Origin of the sequence: Enterococcus sp. DIV1089c, from assembly GCF_050530965.1 — a bacterium.
GTDB lineage: Bacteria > Bacillota > Bacilli > Lactobacillales > Enterococcaceae > Enterococcus_B > Enterococcus_B hirae.
Genome location: NZ_CP172888.1, coordinates 1,067,681 through 1,085,566, shown reverse-complemented (window position 1 = coordinate 1,085,566; position 17,886 = coordinate 1,067,681). Strand labels below are relative to the sequence as shown.

Below are 17,886 nucleotides of genomic sequence, written 5' to 3'. Positions count from 1 at the left end.
TCTTTTCCTAACAAAAGAAATTATTAGAATATAACAATAATCTTAACGTGTTAAGATTGAACTATGAATAAAAATAGAGGAGTGAAGATATGGAAGAATGGTATGAAGGGTTTTACTTTACAAAAGATGAGATTAACAGTCAAAGAAAAATAACTGAAAAAGCAAAACACGCCCTTAATGTGAAACATGAATATTCATCAGCGAGCAAAGTGGCGAAAGAAAACTACGAAAAAGAAAATAAATGCTTGGAATATATGAAAAGTCATCATCAGGAAGAAAAGGATCAACCAGCATTTAGCGCAAAAGAAATAGATGAAGCAAAAGTACAAGTGTATAAATTGGAAATGCAGCATGCTCGGATATCCGATCCTTTTGGCAATGAAGCATTAAAAATATCAGAAAAACTTAAATATGCCAAAAACAGATACAATCATATGGAAAACATAAATAAACCCAAAATACAACGACAGCAACAAGCGAAAGAGGCAGAACAAGCAACGGCTAATTTGGGCATGTTACAAGCAAAGAGAGAACAAAGAGGAGAACCTGATGATAAAAAAATTAAGGTGTATATGGACAATTTTAAAAAGTCAAACAACCAGTTAGAAGCAAAATACAATAACTTAACGACTAACAGTCCTGATAAAAATGAAAAACTCAAAGAAAACCAATTTGAGGAAATCACAAACACTGTGAAGTATGTTAAAGATAATAAACATAAAATGTCCCAGTTAGATAAAAAAGTGACTAGCATCCAAGATAAATTAAGTAATGAAAAAGAGAGACGAGAGAACATAAAAAATCAAATAAATGAAATAGATAATTCGTCATTTTTCAATAAAATTATAGTGTATTTTACAGGCGAGAAGAGAGATTTAACGAAAAAGTTAAACACAAAAGATCAAAACATAGCAATGTATACTAAACAATTGAGTACGATATCAAAAGATAAAGCAGCATATATAATGGAGAGTGAAGCAGCATATATAATGGAGAGTGAAGCAGCAATAGATAAAATGTTACCCATAAGTCAAGAAAAACAGGCTGAGCTTAATGCTTTAAAAACGAATCTCAAAACTTTGAGGAATGAGGTGAATCATTTATCTAAAAATACACAAGTAACCCAACAAATTGATCCCAAATTCAAGGATGATTTGACAAACTTAGAAAATTCGAATAAAATACTTTCGGAAAAAATTAATAATTCAATAAAAATAGTTCAAAATTTAGCTGACCAAAAAAAGGAATTTGCAACAATGAGGGGGCAAAGTACATTTATTGATCTAAAAGATAATGCGAAGGAAAAACAAAGTGAAATTTTAAGTCAAGGGAAACAACCTGAAAAAAGTAAACAACCAGATAAATCAGAGCGGGGTTCCTCTTTTGCATAGCATATAATAAGTATAGAATATTGATTTTAGCGTATACATAAAGAAATAAACTAGAACGAAGTTGAGACAAAGGTATTTAGCGTCAAGAAATAAGCAGGAATTTCCAAAATTTGCTTTTCAACTTTTTGGTCAATCCCTGCTTATTTTTCGAAGATGTTACTTTTGTCTCAGTCTCATTTTTAGGACGATTCAAGTTATTTTTTTGCTAATGCTTCTTCAATAATCTCTTCATCTTTTTTCAACCCGTTAAAAACAAGATTCAAAACGATCGCTGTCACGCTACTCATGACGATCCCATTCCCCGTAAACATTTGAACTGTTGGGGGTAATTGGCTAAATAAAGTCGGCATAATATTGAATCCTAAGCCAAAACCAATCGAAACAGCAGTAATCAAGAGATTTTTGTCATTCGTAAAATCAACTTCCATCAACATCCGAATACCTTGAACAGCAACCATCCCAAACATGACTAACATGCCGCCACCTAGAACTGGCTCTGGAATGATTTGTGCTAAAGCACCTATTTTAGGAAATAATCCAAGAATAATCAAAAAAATTGCAGAGAAATAAATTGGTTTTCTTGTCTTGATACCAGAAAGTTGGACTAGCCCAACATTTTGAGAAAAACCAGTGTAAGGGAATGTATTGAAAATCCCACCTAAAATAACCGCCAGACCTTCGGCACGATAGCCTTTTTTCAATTCTTCTTCGCCCACTTTTTGTCCAGTGATATCCCCTAGCGCAAAGTAAACACCTGTTGACTCTACCATACTCACAATAGAAATAATGATCATCAACAAGATCGACCAGACATCAAAAGTTGGTTTTCCAAAATAAAAAGGTTGAGGCACGTGAAAAACAGGTGCTTGACCAATCGCACTTAAATCCACCATTCCCAGTACAGCAGCTAAAATACTCCCGCCAACTAAACCGATCAGTACAGCAATCGAGCGAACAAACCCTTTAGCTAACATTTGTACTCCGACGATCAGTGCAATTGTAACGAAAGCTAGCAATAAATTGGTTTGATTTCCAAAATTAGTCGCAGATGAATCGCCACCGCCCATTTTTTCGATTGCAACTGGAATCAACGTCAACCCAATCACGGTAATGACCGTCCCAGTCACGATCGGCGGAAATAATCGTTTGATCTTTGAGAAAAATCCAGACACTAAAACAACAAAAATACCAGAAGCGATAATCGAACCATAAATTGCCCCAACACCTTGGTCGCTCCCAATTAGAATCAGTGGTGCAACTGCTTGAATGGCACAACCTAAAACAACTGGCAACCCAATACCAAAAAAACGATTAACCGTCAATTGTAATAATGTTGCTAAGCCACACATAAAAATATCAATCGAGATCAAGTACGTCATTTGCTCTTGATTAAACCCTAGTCCCGTACCGATCAGCAAAGGAACAGCAACTGCCCCAGCATACATTGCTAAGAGATGTTGTAAACCTAATACTGCGGCTTGGCCATTTTTTGTTTCTTTCTCCACCTTTATGCATCCTCCTCAAGAAATTCAACTTGTCCGTTGGATAACGCCGCAATTCGTGCCAATGAAACAACTTTCAAGCCCATTTCTTCTAATAGCTGACGGCCATCTTGGAACGATTTTTCAATCAGGATGCCGATCCCTTCGACTCCTGCACCTGCTTGGCGGCACAATTCAACCAACCCTTTCGCCGCTTGGCCGTTCGCTAAGAAATCATCAATGATTAAAACCTTGTCCTCTGCAGATAAAAATTTACGAGAGATAGAAATCGTACTAGTCACTTGTTTTGTAAAGGAATAAACAGAAGTAGTCAACAATTCTTCATCCATCGTCAAGCTTTTGGCTTTTCTGGCAAAAATCATTGGTACATTTAATGTCTGCGCCACAAATAAAGCTGGTGCAATCCCAGAAGCTTCAATCGTTACCACTTTAGTGATTCCTTGATCTTTGAAAACTTCCGCAAATCGTTGGCCTATTTGTTCCATTAATACCGGATCCACTTGATGCGTCACAAAGCTATCTACTTTTAAGACGCCTTCACCTAGCACACGGCCATCTTTTTGAATACGTTCCACTAATTCTTTCACTTTATTTTCCCCTTTTTCATTTATTGATATCAAAGCTAACCACTATTCGACCTCATGGATCACCCTTTCAAGGTTTCAAGCTCGTGCGAAATACGCAAAAATGCCTGCTTTTTAAACAAAAAAACCCTTTTACTAAATAAGTAAAAAGGGTGCAAGACACTCTTTCACTTATAGTCCAGCATTTACGGTGCTGGCTAGAAACTGTCATCCTTATCATGACGATATATAAGTGGGCTATATCACTACGTTCCTTCGATCCTCTTAAGAAACAAAATAGTGATCTATTTTGCTCAAGTAGTCTAGAAGTAGCTTTAATAAAATATGTTGATTGGTTCAAGCATTCATAATCGTTGTTTGGCACTTTTAATGTTAGCTTTTGTTCCAAACGATGAAAACAGTTTAACATCTGTTTCAGAAAGTGACAACCAACTTTCACTATTTTTTTCTAAAATCTAATATTTTTGATCTCATTCAGCAAGGTTGTTCGGTATTTCTGACAGAAATAAAGAGAAAAAAGAGAATTTACGTGAGTGCCACGATTTTTTCTCTTTTTTGACTTGCTTTTGATTTTTATGATTCCTCTTGCTTTTCAAGTTGTCGATACTTTTCCATTTTACGACTAAATAATTCCCCGTTACTTGGAGGAGTATAGGTAATAGCGTTCGCTCCAGCTTTGATCGTATCCAAGATGCTTTGATCTGTTGGACCACCAGTAGCAATAATCGGTAGTTCCGGATACTTTTCTCGGAAAAATTTTACCGTTTCAGTTGTTTCTTTCCCTGCACTGATATTGATGATCGTAATACCTGCTGCCAATTTTTCATCGATTTGTGTATATTTCGATGTCACTGTACTAATCACTGGGATATCCACTGCACGACAAACTTCTTGAACTGTTTCAAGTGGTGTGGGTGCATTTAAAACGACCCCTAACGATCCTTGCGCTTCAGCGAATAAGCTCATGTAAGAAGAGCGCGTGCCTTGCGTTAGACCTCCGCCAACACCTGAAAATACTGGAATGTCTGCTGCTTCGATAATACTTTTAGTGATTGCAGGATGCGGAGTAAATGGGTACACAGCAATCACGGCATTTGCATTTGTATTCCGGACAATTGCTATATCAGTAGTAAAAATAATCGATCGGATCAGTTTTCCAAAAATCTTAATACCACTTGCCTCCATAATGACCTCAGGTACTCTAACGATATCTTTTCGTAGCTCGGTCATAATTTCAGGGGTAAATTGCTCTGCCATCTTGCCACTCCCTTTTTCATAGTTATTGATCATATTGATCCAAGTGATAGGTTTCAATGACTTGGATAATTTTTTGTGCGTAGGAAGGGTCAGTTGCGTAGCCTGCGTCTTGCAGTGCTTGGGCAGCTTCACGATAGTTCGTAGCCGTGATCACTTTTTCATATAATGCTGGATTCCAATCTACCCCATTCACAAAAAGTTGTGTGTGAGAGTCCATCGATTGTTCCCATGAATCATACACACGAAAATCTCCTTGGATCGTGACCCATTCTTCATTCACAAATTCCTTTGTTTCTAAATTAACTTTTTTTTGATCACCATATGCTTTAATTCCAAAAAGATTATTGTATTGACTGGCTAACGTACTCTCGCCCCAGTTTGATTCAAGAATTGCCTGACCTAAAATGATACTTGGGAGAACGCCATAGCCGGTTTGTAATTCTTTCGCATGAGGAGCTAATCGATCAATAAATTGTTGATGCGTTTGTGCCTCATTGTTATTCTGTTCTTGCCCAACAAGAGGCGCTGACAAGCCTCGTAAAGAGAGAACAAAAGCTATCATCAACAATATTCCACCAAAAATCACAGCAATCAAGCGTAATGAATTACGTTTTTGTTTCTTCCATTTTTTTTTGGCCATTCACTACTCCTATTTCTTTTGTAATTGTTCTAAGTATTCTTCTAATGTGATATCATGTTTCGAAATATAGGCCGCACTTTCTTCTCCAACATAACGCAGGTGCCATGGTTCATACGTGATTTTTGTAATATCTTGACGATCTTTAGGATAACGTATGATAAATCCATATTTAGGCGCATTCTCAGCAATCCATTTTGCCCCTGGTTGATCTCCATAACTTGCCTCTAAAAGCTGTGAAGGATAATTATTATACCAATTTTCATCCACTACATCGACCGCTAAGCCTGTATGATGTTCGCTATGTCCAGGGACGGTGATTGTTTGTTTCGTGATTGCTGTCGCCTCTTCCTCTGAAACATGTTGACTACTCATCACTTCTTGGACATTTTGTGTAAACACCTGTTGCTGTGCTGCAACCGAACGATATGCGGAGACCATCACTAAAGGAAAACCTGCAGATTGTGCTGCTTTCGCAAAATCTTCATAATGGGATTCGATACGTTTATCGATCAAATAACCATTGGGCAGTGATGCCAGCTGCGTGTCTTCATTGATTTCTTTTTCGATTTTATGATCAGGTCCTACCAAGACAAGATCCCAATCGGTCGGTTGAACCTTTGGTAAATCTTCACTTTTTTTGGTAGAATCCTTCACTTTAGTTTCTTTGGAACTCTTTGTTGTCTGTTTGGTTACTTGTTCAGTTGTTTGATTTTCTGCTTGGACGTCAGATTTCATGTGTTGCTCGCTTACAAAGATGTACCCCATTGCGGCAACCATGATCACAACTGCTCCAAACCCTAAAACTTTATTCACTCTTAAAAATCCTCTCATTCCTTTTTATGTTCATTTTTTTCATGAACATAGGTTTCTTCTAAATTCTCGTTTACCCAATCCAACAGTTCCAATTTCTCGCCTTCGATCTGTCTTTGAACGTCTGCAGGTAATCGAAAGTTCAAGATGTCGTCATAACCCCATTCATCATAATTAATACTTACCTTCAAGTCAAGGAACCCTGTAAGATATTGATCGTTTTTTAATGGAATCAATTCGACTTTGGCAGGACCATCCGTTAACCATTTTTGAGCGATTCTCGTTTTGATTTGTTTATACTCTGCCACTGCAGTCGTCCTTTTTTCAGGGAAAATGATCGTTTGTCGTAAAATCTTTTGCGTAAGCATCCATTCATAATCAGTAAACAGGTTTTTGATTTTCTGCATGGTTTCAGATGGAAGGTTCTTCTCTCCTCGTTTCCAGCCTTCCCACTGCGCTTCGTCAATTACTAAATAGTCCTCTAAAAAATTCTTTTCTGTTGCGTACTGTTCCAGTAATACACTAAGAATTAAATCAACATAAACTTGATGCATAAAAGTTTCCCCCTCTACTCATTTTACTTGAATTTCAAAAAAATTCACTACGACTTTACTTTTTCTTATTAAAGTACTCTAACACAAATTTTAACGATTCATTTGGTATAATTAAACAAGGACAATGGCATTTTTTCATTTCATTCACTATATTAAATATAACACGAGAAGGAGTTTTGAAGTATGAAAAAGTATCAATGGGGAATCATTGGCTTAGGAAATATTGCACATGAGTTTGCGGAACATTTTGACCAAGAAACAAGCGAGTTGGCAGCAGTTGCTTCACGAACAATAGATAAAGCAGAAGCATTTGCACAACGCTATCATATTCCTAAAGCATATGGTAGTTATCAAGAAATGCTTAATGACCAAGAAATCGATATTATTTATATTGCCGTTCCCAATCGTCAACATAGTCAACATATCATGGAAGCATTAGCAGCGAATAAGCATGTTTTATGTGAAAAAGCGATCACCATGAATAAAAAAGAACTGACCGAAGCAATGAAATTAGCAGAAGAAAAGAATCTAGTGTTAGCAGAAGCGATGACGATTTTCAATATGCCATTGTATCAACAGTTACGTTCTTTGATCGATACAAACAAGCTTGGGGCATTAAAAATGATTCAAGCACCATTTGGCAGCTATAAAGATCCCGACCCAACCAATCGCTTTTTCAATCCTGAATTAGCTGGTGGTGCTTTATTAGATATTGGGACATATGCCGTCTCGTTTGCTCGTTTCTTTTTGAGCTCTCAACCAGAAGTTATTGCATCAACAATGGTACCATTTGAAACAGGTGTGGATGAACAGTCAGTGACTATTTTAAGGAATAAAGAAAATGAGTTAGCAACGATCAGTCTGACTTTCCAAGCCAAAATGCCTAAAGTGGGAATCGTTGCCTTTGAAGAAGGCTATATCACCATCACCGATTACCCTCGTGCGGATCGTGCGGAGATCATCTTCAATGACGGGACAAAAGAATGGATCGAAAGCGGCAGCACCGCGCAAGCCATGAATTATGAAATCGAAAATATGGTCAAAACTATTAAAGGCGAACTCCCTAACCGTTCGTTGTTTCTGACCCACGATGTCATCGAGATCCTCGATGGGATGCAAAAACTTTGGCAAAAATAAGCTCCTTGAAATAAGCTGGAATTTTTCAAAAACATGAAAAGCTGTTTAAGCAACGGAGACATCCCCAATGCTTAAACAGCTTCTCTTTATTTCATTCATTGAACTGAATAATTTAACCAATCGATTGTTGCGAAAATTCCGCTTTGATTTCAATAAAGCTCTTAAAGGATTGCAAAAATTGAAACAATTCTGCTCGATCTTCAAATTCTAAACGTTCTTTGGGCATAGCCATGTCCCGATATAGTTCGTAGACTTCTTCAATCCGCTTCAATAATTCTTTCCCATCATTCTTTTCAGAAAAAGTTTCTGCAGTATAAACCAACAAGCCGTAAATATGCTTGCCATAAGGAACCGGGTCTTGGATTCGATCCAGATTTCCCTGCATATCTTTGATCACGTTGATTTGGGTTCGACGCATAGAAAAATACGTTTCATAGTATTGCGTTTGTTTCACCCAGTAATTCTCTTGGTACTTCCTAGCATCGCTCTGACTTTCTCTTACGAAAGCCAACAATTTATCACAAAGCAGTTGATTGCTAGTATTTCTTCCAGTCAGTAGGAAATCAGCCATGTTGTTTAAAATGATACGAAACTCTTCTTCGATCAATTGTTGATTTTTTTGTAGCTGTTTTTTGATATCCGGCATATAGATATTCGCTACTAGTGCAAAAAAAACACCGATAGCCATTAAACTTGCTGCATTACCGATCAACGACCAACTCATATTTTTTTCACTTAAATAGTGTGTGACTAGCACAGAATTTACGACAATTCCATCCGTCAATTTTAACCCAACAGTCAGAGGAATAAACAGTAGTAGGAACAAGCCAAACCCCAAGATCGTATAATCAAAAATAAAAAAACTAATAAAAGCAATCACAGTCGCTAAAATAAATGCCGCAATCCTTAACATCCCAGTTCTTAAAGTTGAACGTTTCGTGTTGCCCACACTTAACAAAGCAATGATTCCTGCTGAAGGCCAAAACAATAATGAAAACATTTGGGCGGTAACCATGGACAACATACTACTAACCACTGTTTTCACGGTCCTCATTCCGATACGCATAAGCAACCCCTCTCTTTTCTTAGAATTATACTAAAAGACTTAGCTAAAAACTAGCAATCTCTTTAAAAGTTCGTTATCCTATTAAAAAGGACTAAAAGGAGAATAAGCGATGGAATTTGGCCGTTTTCGTTTAGGAATGCGAACAATAAAAAGCGCATTAGCAGTTTTTTTATGTATTTTATTTTTCCACGTCACTGATCGAGGACTACCGATGATTGCTGCATTGTCAGCTGTTTTTTCCTTGCGCCAAGATTTAACCACTACTGTTTCCTTTGGTCGTTCAAGAATCATTGGCAATTCAATCGGCGGCTTTCTCGGAATCATCTATTTTTTAGTAAAGAACTATTTTCACAATGATTTTTTAGTGGAATTATTTCTGCTGCCGGTTCTAGTGGTCATCGTCATCGTGGTATCTGACGGAATCAATAATAATTCTGGGATCATCTCAGCAATCGCCACTTTGTTGTTGATTGCCCTGAGCGTTCCTCAAGGCGAATCCTCTTTATATGCGATCCAACGAGTCTTAGACACATTCATTGGAACCTTTATCGCCATCGGAATCAATTTCTTTCTCCGTCCACCTGAGACAGAAAAGAAAGAAGAGCTTGTAGAAGACTTAGTTGAGCTGCAAAAAAAAGAAGCGTTGCTTAGAGAAAATTTGGCAGAAGTCGAAGAACAGATCAAAAAACACAAAAATAGCTAATACATAAATAAACAAACCAGTCTCTTCAACATGAAAGAAACTGGTTTGTTTATTTTTCTAACTAATTTAGCGATAATTATTCTGCTTGATCGGGTTGTTCCCCGTTTTCATAGAGATTAACTTGTTTCATCGTTCCACGATTAGAGAGATTTTCGATAATGTCTTTGATATCTAATCCTGTTGTTTCTTTCAACGTTTCTTGAGTGGAAGCTAAGAGATTGGTAGCATAGTTAGTCACCCGGTTTGCTCCGCCGTTTTCGCTTGACCCGTTACTGGTATCAACCACTGAGATTTTCTCAATGTTTCCTAATGGCTGTGCTGCTTCTTTCATTAATTGTGGTAACATCTCGATTACCATACTCAAGACCGCTGCTTCACCATATTCTTTGAACGCATCTGCGATTTTGGCTTTGGCTTCAGCTTCGGCCGCTCCTTTGGCTAAAGTCGCTTCCGCTTCCGCTTGACCAGCTAACCGGGTTTTATTGGCTTCGGCTTGTGCCAGTGCTTCAACGCGGAATTGTTCAGCTTCGGCTTCAGTTACTTCTTTTACCTTTTGAGCTTGTGCTTCTTGTTCTTTGGCATAACGATCCGCATCGGCTTTTTTCTTCACTTCTGAATCGTATTGTTTCTCACGACGAATGATTTCTTTTTCTTCTAATTCAATTTGTTTTTGTCGTTCAATGACTTTTACTTCCATTTCTTGTTCAACAACATGTTGTTGCGCCCGAGCGCTTTCCAAGTTATAGGCCTGGTCTGCTTTGGCTTTTGCAATATCTTGTTCTTGCTTGTAAGAAGCTAGTTTTAATTCTTTTTCTTTGATGGATTCTGCAATTTCCGTCTGTCTTTGTAGTTCCGCTGCTTGAGAATCTTTTTCAGCTTCTGCTTTTTTAATACGTGTTTCTTTTAACGCTTCTGCTTCCGCAATATCTGCGTCACGTTTCACTTGGGCGATCCGTGGTTTCCCTAAAGAATCTAAGTAACCGTTTTTATCACGGACTTCTTTGATCGTAAACGAAACAATGATCAATCCCATTTTCGCTAAATCAACAGATGCTACTTCTTGAACGCTTTGACTAAATTTGTCGCGGTTTTGATAAATTTCTTCTACAGTCATCGAACCCAAAATGGAACGAAGATGCCCTTCCAAAACTTCTCTTGCTTCATTTTCAAGTTCCTCACGTGTTTTACCTAGAAACTGTTCTGCAGCAGTCGCAATTTCTTCCACTGAAGAACCAATCTTGATGATCGAGGTGCCATCACACATCACTGGTACCCCTTGTTCAGTATAGACTTCTGGCGTCGAAACATCTAACTTGCTTGACAAGAGACTGATCCGATTCGAGCGTTGGAAAACTGGTAAAACAAATGCCCCGCCACCACGAACGATTTTGATTTTATTATTACTTTCATCTGCGTGGACATTTTTACTGCCTAAATAACTCCCGCTAATAATTAATGCTTCATCTGGTTTGGCAGTTTGATATTTTGCTACAAAGACGATCAGTAACATTAAAATGATCAATACTGCAATAGCAATTGCGATATAAACTCCTGATATTTCCATTTCTTATACACTCCTTCATATTTTTAGCATGCCTTCATAAGGCGTTACATAACAAACTCTTTCTTTTACTTCAATGATCAAGACCTGTTCCCCTTGCTTAGCTGGTGAACTTTGTGGGGCATAAAAGCATGCAGGTCGCGTAATCGAACCAGTCACACTTTTTAATTGGATCTCTCCCATCCCTTTTAATGGTATGGGTGTAACTACGATCGCCATCTGTCCTTCAAGAGTTTTTTCTGATGCAGACAACGTACTTTCAGCATTTTTCATCGGCATTCGGACATAAAAATTGAGCAAAAACACTAAAACAGTTGCAATCGCCCCACTTGAAATCAATAGAAACAGCGAATCTAATTCTGTTAAGCGCTCTCCTAAATACCCAAACAGGCTGGTAAAAGTTAGCCAAGGGACAATGAGTATCGGGTCAATTGGACCATCGAAATCAAAAATATCTCCAAAGACTAGCAGAAAAACTGCAATCCCCGCACAAGTTAAAAGTGTATACCAATAAATCGTCTCTAATGCCACCCCTCCAATCATGTAATCGCCTCCTCCTCTGTTTTGTTCTATCATACCAATAGAATAACTTTCTGTATAGTTTGATCGATAATTTTGTTTTACCAATTTCCCAATGACGATTTAGCCAGTGGGGCGGACACCCCACCGGCAATAAAAGAACTTTGATGCGATCGTTTATTATTTTTGTTCGCTTCTATTCTTTAAAAAGAAAATGGCTCATGCATCTAGTTTGTGAGTTGATTTTACCGTCATCCCTACAAAAGCTTTCTCTAATTCAACAAGAAGGAATAAAACCAATCCAGGTAGTAAACTGATGCTTGCTTCTTGGACAGTCAACGAAACTGTCCCAATCGCAATTTTTAATGGTGGGAACACTAACATCAATCCTTGTAAGAGGATCATCGCTCCAATCGAATAGAGTAATGCCCGATTTTCAAAAAGATCTTTTGTCAGACTAAATTCAGTCACTCTTCGACAATTAACCATGTAGAAGGCTTGTCCAAAAACCATCGCATTGATCAGAACGGTTTGTTTCGCTTCAGCAGGAACAAAATCCATTGCAACGAACCCTAAAATAGTCATGATGATCCCAACATATAAAATACGCAAAAGTGCATATTTTGATAGGATTTTTTCGTTAATTGGTCTCGGTGGACGATTCATAACATCTTGATCTGCTTTTTCAAAACCCAACGCGTATGAAAGGGTGATCGAAGCGACTAGATTTAACCACAAGATTTGTACAGTAGTTAAAGGTAATGGGAAATTTCCTACCAATGAAAAGAGCAATAGTAATCCTTGGGCTAAACAAGTTGGCAAATAAAAGAGAATCGTCTTTTTCAAATTATCAAAAATACGTCTTCCTTCTTTCACGGCTTTTGCTATGGTCTCAAAATTATCATCTACCAACACCATGTCTGCTGCCTGTTTGCTAACATCGCTCCCTTTGATTCCCATAGCGATCCCGACATCGGCTTTTTTCAAAGCTGGCGCATCATTAACGCCGTCCCCAGTCATTCCAACAATTTCATCTTGTTCTTGGAGATAGGTCACAATAGCCAATTTATGTTCAGGTGTCGTCCTGGCAAAAACATCATTCTCACGGACAGCGATTTTCCATTCTTCTTCTGTCAATTGATCTAGTTCCGTTCCCGTAATCGCCGATTTAGCATTTTTTAAACCTAATTCCTCAGCAATCGCTTTTGCTGTTGCTTGATGATCGCCAGTGATCATTTTTACTCTGATCCCTGCTTGTTGCATTTCCTTGACTGAAGCAATAGCTGATTCCTTTGGCGGATCAATGATGCCACTAAGTCCAATCATCACTAGCTCATTCGTTAATTCTTCATGTGACAATTCACGATCCTTTAACTCTTTCATTGCAAACGCTAAGACACGTTGGCCTGTTTGCGCTAATTGTTCGTTTTTTTGTAACCACATAGCATGATCTATCTGTTGTTGTCTTCCATCTGATCCCAGTTCATATTGTACTTTATTCAGTAAAACATCTGGCGCACCTTTCACAAATAAGATCCTTTTTCCTGCAATCTCATGGACGGTCGCCATATATTTGTAAGCTGAGTCGAAAGGAATTTTATCAACGACTGGATAAAGTTCGATCGGTTGTTGATTGGTCCATTTTAATAAAGCTAATTCCGTGGCATTACCTGAAGTTGGACATACTCCTTGAGTTAGTTGGGTTTCTTGACAATTATGCATCGCTTCAACAAGCCAAGTCTCATTTTTGGTCCAGTTTTTTTCTTCAAGTATTTCCACCCCATGGTTCGCTTCTCTAGTCGCTAAGCTAACCAATGTCATTTCATTTTTAGTCAGTGTTCCTGTTTTATCTGAACAAATTACTGTCATTGCCCCTAACGTTTCAACTGTGGGTAGATTTTTGACGATTGCTTGTTTCTTTGCCATTCGATTGACACCCGAAGATAAAATAATCGTTAAGATCGAAGGAAGTCCTTCTGGGATAGAAGACACGATCAAGGCAATGACAGCTGTCGCTATATAGCCCCAAGTCATGCCATAATAAAAGTAGGATACGGTAGCTAGCAATAAAATCAACGCAGCGATTCCTTTAAATATACTAGTATTCATTTCTTTGATTTTCTTCAATAACGGTGTTTCTTGTTCTGTGATCGACCCTAATGAAGTGCTGATTTTTCCAATTTCTGTAGCAGTTCCAACCGCGACTACGATCCCTACTCCTCTGCCTGATTCCACTTTAGTCCCAGAAAAAGCCATATTCGTTTGTTCCGCTAAAGGTGTCTCAAGCGGTAATGGGTCGGTCGTCTTTTGGATCGCATGGGTTTCTCCAGTAAGAATTGCTTCATCGATTTGTAAATTGAACGTTTCACTCAAACGAACATCTGCAGAAACGATATCTCCAGCAGCCAATACGAGTTGATCCCCCACCACTAAATCAGCTGGTGCAATCTCTTTTTGCTGTCCCTTTTCGATGATGACTGCTTTTTCACTAAGTAATTCCGCAATGCTGTCTAAAGATGAAGCTGCCTTTCGTTCTTGTAAATAGCCGATCAGCGCATTTAAGAAAACAACTAAAAAAATCATACTGCCTTCAATATATGCGCCTGTAAAAAGCTTAACGATCGCAGCTCCTAGTAAAATGTACATCAGTGCATCATGAAAGTAAGAAAGAAATTTTTTCCATTCTGGAACTTTAATACCATTTTCTAAGACGTTTCTTCCATACTTAAGTTGTCGTTCGTTCCTTTCTTGTTCGTTCATTGCTTTTTTTACCATTAATTTTTCTTTGATTTCTATGATTGATAAGGTGTACCATTCTTTCATTTTTTTCCTCCAATAATTCTTACTGATCAAATCATAAAGGTTAGAGTGACTCTAAGGTCAAGAAAAATTTAAGCAAATCTATCTATGTAGAATAAAAAAATCAATTCCATTCACATTTCCCCCACGTTTCGTAGTAAAATAACCTTACTTAAAATGACTGATCAATGGAAGTGATGATTTGAAAATCAATGAATTAGCAAAGCTCTATGATATTACAGCCCATACTTTACGCTATTATGAAAAATTAGGTTTGATTACACCGGATTATGATGAAAATGGCTATCGAAATTATTCTTACGAACACATTGAACAACTGAATACCATCCGTGACCTACGTTATTTTGACGTCTCCATTACTGAGATCGCCGATTATTTGAAGCAAAAAGAAATCAGCAAGACAAAAGAATTATTAGCTTTTGAAATCGAGGCACTAGATCAACTCATCAGTGACTCACAAAAAAAAATCGAACTATTAATCGAACGTGTCCAGTTAATTGAAGAAGCAGAAAGCATAGACTATCAAGAAGTGCTATTAGTGCAGCAACCGAAAAGACTGATTCTTAAAGCTTCTACGGTTGCAACGGATGAACAAATCGACTTTTCGTTAAAAGAACTTCATAAAAAATACGAACCTTTATTAAGCACTAATAATCAAAATCTTTTTGGTAGTATCATCCATTTAGAAGAAGATCCTTTTACCTATCAAGTATTTTATTTTTGTCCTGACCTTACGATTAAAAATGAAGATGCTGAGATACTCCCTGCTGGAAATTATCTTAGTTATAGTTTTAAAGGTGACTATGAACAAAGGAAGAAAGGAATTGCTACCATCATGAACTACCTGACTACCCATTCGCTTCATAGAGCCAGTCCATTTTATGAATCTTATCTGATTGATTTTCACGAAACGAATAAGCCAGAAGAATATGTGACGCGTTTAGAAATTTTAGTTGAATCGTAGCTTTGGATAACTAAGTATTTATACAAGAAAAAACTACGTCTGAGTTTGACATCAGACATCAAACTCAGACATAGTAACTCTTTTATGAATCAAGAATAAAAATTTGCTACTAAGTGCTACGAATCAATAAATGTGAAGACTTCAAGTAAGCCCCCGCAAGCTTCGTCATTTTTGACCGTAATATGCATGCATCCCATGTTTTCGATAGTAGTGCTTATCTAAAAGATATTGTGGAATAGATTGCATAGCAGGATTAATTTTTTCATTTTCTTTAGCCATTAAGCATATTTCGTCTAAAATCAAGCTATTCTCTACCGCCTTTGCAGGGGTTTCACCCCAAGTAAATGGGCCATGTCCATAAACGAATACACCAGGAACTTCAGTGGGAGCTAATTGTCTCTCTTGAAACGTTTCAACAATCACATGACCAGTGTTTCTTTCATAAGCACTTTTAACTTCTTCTTCAGTTAATTGCCGTGTGCAAGGAATCGTTCCATAAAAAGCATCCGCATGAGTTGTTCCATAGGCAGGCAAGTCTCGACCAGCCTGCGCCCACATGACTGAATGTGTGGAGTGCGTGTGGACTATAGCATTGATTTTTTCAAAAGCTTGATACAAAATCACATGAGTCGATAAATCAGAAGAGGGCTTCATCCCATCTTCTTCTAGCGGATTTCCAGCTAGATCAGTCACTACCATTTGTTCGAGAGCCATCTGTTCATACTTTACACCACTTGGCTTGATCACGATCACCCCAAGCACTCGATCAATCTCACTGACATTGCCCCAAGTCAACTTAACTAGTCCATATTGAGGTAGTGCCAAATTTGCTTCATAAACACGTTGTTTCATTTCTTTAATGATCGGATTACGCAAACTCATAACCTGCCTCCTTTAGCTTCGGATAAAGATAGCTCTTTGCTGCTGCGATTTCTTTTTTAAAATCCGGATTTTTTTCACTCCACATTTCAATTAAAAATGACCCATTATAATTCATCTGTTTAAGTTTCTTTAACAAACCCTCAAAGTCAACACAGCCTGCGCCAAAAGGAACATCACGAAATTGACCTGATGATTCAGTTGTTACTGGATAGGTATCCTTTAAGTGGATGGAAGAAATCCAATTGATCCCTTTTTCTAGTTCACGTTCTGGATCGTTTTCTTGCCAAGCCGAAAGGTTACCAAGATCTGGATAAACTTGAAGATATGGTGAATCAATCTGGCGTTTGATTTCTAAAAATTTAGTGATTGAATTCATAAATGGATCATCCATAATTTCAATTGACAAGATTATTCCATATTCAGAAGCTATTTTGACGCTTTCTTCAAGTCCTTCAATAAATAATTTTCGTGATAGCCTTGTTTTTTTTCATAATAGACATCGTATCCGGCTACTTGGATAATTTTGATACTTAAGCGCTGAGCAAGTCGGATCGCTTTGACCATCAATTCTTTGGCTTTTATCCGATACGCTTCATTTGAAGAGCCAAAAGGAAACCTGCGATGACCACTCAGACAAATGGAATTGATCCGTATACCCGTCTCTTTCATGTCTTTGCGTATTTGATTGATCATCTCGTCAGACCAATTGAGTCGAGCTAGGCGTTCATCTGTCTCGTCAATCGACATCTCAATAAAGGAAAAACCAAGTTCCTTTGCTAATAAAAAGCGCTCTTTCCAAGAGATATCTTTTGGTAGTGCCTTCTCATAAATTTCGATTTGAGCCAAGTCTATTCCCCCCAAATGCGAATCATTTCTTGTTTAAAATCATTGGCTGCTTTTGCAGGATCGTCCGCACTAGAAATCCCTCTTCCAGCTATAAAAGTTTCCACTTCAATCCCTGCGAATAATTTCAATGTTTCCACGTTTAATCCACCTGTCACAGAAACTGCAAAGCCCATTTCTATTAATTTCTTTACTTTTGTCAGATCCCGTTCTCCCCAAGTTTCACCAGAAAGTAATGCATCTCGACTTTGATGATAGATCACCTGTTGGATACCGATCCTCCGCCATTCAGCTGCTTGTTCATAGGTCCAATCCCCATACAGTTCGACTTGCAATGCCTTCACTTCTTTTTGAGCTGCTTCCATGGTTGGCAGAGTAGCACAGCAGATAACAGTCATAAAATCCGTACCGGCATCAGTTACATTTTTGGCTACCGTTCCCCCGGCATCCGCACATTTTGTATCAGCAACAATTGTTTTCCTTGGAAACATGCTACGAATACAGCTGATGGCTTTGCGCCCCTCTTGCAGACATAAAATGGTTCCAATTTCAATAATATCGACAATATCCCCTACTTGAAATACATCTGCTAATGCTTGTTCTAAATCATTATGATCCAAAGCAATCTGTAATTTTGGTCTGCTCATTTTGTC

Annotated in this window: 16 protein-coding genes, 1 pseudogene and 1 riboswitch; of the genes and pseudogenes, 4 read left to right on the top strand and 13 right to left on the bottom strand. The window is 37.9% G+C overall.

What is annotated here, in order from left to right; all coding sequences use genetic code 11:
* The first annotated feature begins 89 nt into the window (after positions 1-89).
* Positions 90-1,391, top strand: coding sequence for a hypothetical protein (locus IGL30_RS05135; RefSeq protein WP_123874841.1), 1,302 nt, complete (start codon positions 90-92; stop codon positions 1,389-1,391).
* Between the two features lie 194 nt (positions 1,392-1,585).
* Here the strand turns inward: IGL30_RS05135 and IGL30_RS05130 are convergent, their stop codons facing one another.
* The 6 genes from IGL30_RS05130 to IGL30_RS05105 form a co-directional block, all read right to left on the bottom strand.
* Positions 1,586-2,896, bottom strand: a complete 1,311-nt coding sequence (locus IGL30_RS05130) for a nucleobase:cation symporter-2 family protein (RefSeq protein ID WP_010737429.1) — start codon at positions 2,894-2,896, stop codon at positions 1,586-1,588.
* Positions 2,897-2,898: 2 nt separating this feature from the next.
* A complete protein-coding gene (locus tag IGL30_RS05125; protein WP_010719393.1) occupies positions 2,899-3,480 on the bottom strand; it encodes a xanthine phosphoribosyltransferase in 582 nt (193 codons plus the stop codon).
* A gap of 151 nt (positions 3,481-3,631) precedes the next feature.
* Positions 3,632-3,729: riboswitch (purine riboswitch) on the bottom strand.
* Between the two features lie 321 nt (positions 3,730-4,050).
* Positions 4,051-4,734: a hydrolase gene (locus IGL30_RS05120; protein WP_123874842.1), complete on the bottom strand. Its 684-nt coding sequence runs from the start codon at positions 4,732-4,734 to the stop codon at positions 4,051-4,053.
* Positions 4,735-4,756: 22 nt separating this feature from the next.
* A complete protein-coding gene (locus IGL30_RS05115) occupies positions 4,757-5,374 on the bottom strand; it encodes a glycoside hydrolase family 73 protein (protein WP_010737427.1) in 618 nt (205 codons plus the stop codon).
* A gap of 9 nt (positions 5,375-5,383) precedes the next feature.
* Positions 5,384-6,187 (bottom strand): M15 family metallopeptidase, encoded by an 804-nt coding sequence (locus IGL30_RS05110; protein WP_034700361.1) that lies wholly within the window; start codon positions 6,185-6,187, stop codon positions 5,384-5,386.
* 14 nt (positions 6,188-6,201) lie between these two features.
* A complete protein-coding gene (locus IGL30_RS05105) occupies positions 6,202-6,738 on the bottom strand; it encodes a hypothetical protein (protein ID WP_014834723.1) in 537 nt (178 codons plus the stop codon).
* Between the two features lie 183 nt (positions 6,739-6,921).
* Between IGL30_RS05105 and IGL30_RS05100 the strand changes: the two genes are divergently transcribed.
* Positions 6,922-7,875, top strand: coding sequence for a Gfo/Idh/MocA family protein (locus IGL30_RS05100; protein WP_010737424.1), 954 nt, complete (start codon positions 6,922-6,924; stop codon positions 7,873-7,875).
* 112 nt (positions 7,876-7,987) lie between these two features.
* Here IGL30_RS05100 and IGL30_RS05095 read toward each other — a convergent pair whose 3' ends face one another.
* Complete coding sequence (locus IGL30_RS05095; protein ID WP_010719399.1) at positions 7,988-8,941, bottom strand: aromatic acid exporter family protein; 954 nt, start codon at positions 8,939-8,941, stop codon at positions 7,988-7,990.
* A 109-nt stretch (positions 8,942-9,050) separates the two neighbouring features.
* Here IGL30_RS05095 and IGL30_RS05090 point away from each other — a divergent pair, with 109 nt between their 5' ends.
* Entirely contained in the window at positions 9,051-9,644 is a 594-nt protein-coding gene (locus IGL30_RS05090) for an FUSC family protein (protein WP_010719400.1), read from the top strand.
* Between the two features lie 76 nt (positions 9,645-9,720).
* Here IGL30_RS05090 and IGL30_RS05085 read toward each other — a convergent pair whose 3' ends face one another.
* The 3 genes from IGL30_RS05085 to IGL30_RS05075 form a co-directional block, all read right to left on the bottom strand.
* On the bottom strand, positions 9,721-11,208 hold the full coding sequence (locus tag IGL30_RS05085) for a flotillin family protein (protein WP_010719401.1): 1,488 nt from the start codon (positions 11,206-11,208) through the stop codon (positions 9,721-9,723).
* Positions 11,209-11,223: 15 nt separating this feature from the next.
* The gene (locus IGL30_RS05080; protein ID WP_010719402.1) at positions 11,224-11,748 is read right to left on the bottom strand and encodes an NfeD family protein; all 525 of its coding nucleotides are present in this window, start codon (positions 11,746-11,748) and stop codon (positions 11,224-11,226) included.
* 195 nt (positions 11,749-11,943) lie between these two features.
* Positions 11,944-14,547, bottom strand: a complete 2,604-nt coding sequence (locus tag IGL30_RS05075; protein WP_123874843.1) for an HAD-IC family P-type ATPase — start codon at positions 14,545-14,547, stop codon at positions 11,944-11,946.
* A 178-nt stretch (positions 14,548-14,725) separates the two neighbouring features.
* Between IGL30_RS05075 and IGL30_RS05070 the strand changes: the two genes are divergently transcribed.
* Entirely contained in the window at positions 14,726-15,508 is a 783-nt protein-coding gene (locus tag IGL30_RS05070; protein ID WP_123874844.1) for a MerR family transcriptional regulator, read from the top strand.
* A 165-nt stretch (positions 15,509-15,673) separates the two neighbouring features.
* Here the strand turns inward: IGL30_RS05070 and araD are convergent, their stop codons facing one another.
* The 3 genes and pseudogenes from araD to IGL30_RS05055 all read right to left on the bottom strand — a co-directional run bounded on the left by araD (position 15,674) and on the right by IGL30_RS05055 (position 17,880).
* Positions 15,674-16,390, bottom strand: a complete 717-nt coding sequence (gene araD, locus IGL30_RS05065) for an L-ribulose-5-phosphate 4-epimerase AraD (RefSeq protein WP_123874845.1) — start codon at positions 16,388-16,390, stop codon at positions 15,674-15,676.
* A pseudogene (locus IGL30_RS05060) lies at positions 16,377-17,236 on the bottom strand (L-ribulose-5-phosphate 3-epimerase). The gene araD and the pseudogene IGL30_RS05060 overlap by 14 nt, the downstream one beginning before the upstream one ends.
* A gap of 2 nt (positions 17,237-17,238) precedes the next feature.
* Positions 17,239-17,880: a 3-keto-L-gulonate-6-phosphate decarboxylase UlaD gene (locus IGL30_RS05055; protein WP_123874846.1), complete on the bottom strand. Its 642-nt coding sequence runs from the start codon at positions 17,878-17,880 to the stop codon at positions 17,239-17,241.
* Positions 17,881-17,886: the final 6 nt, after the last annotated feature.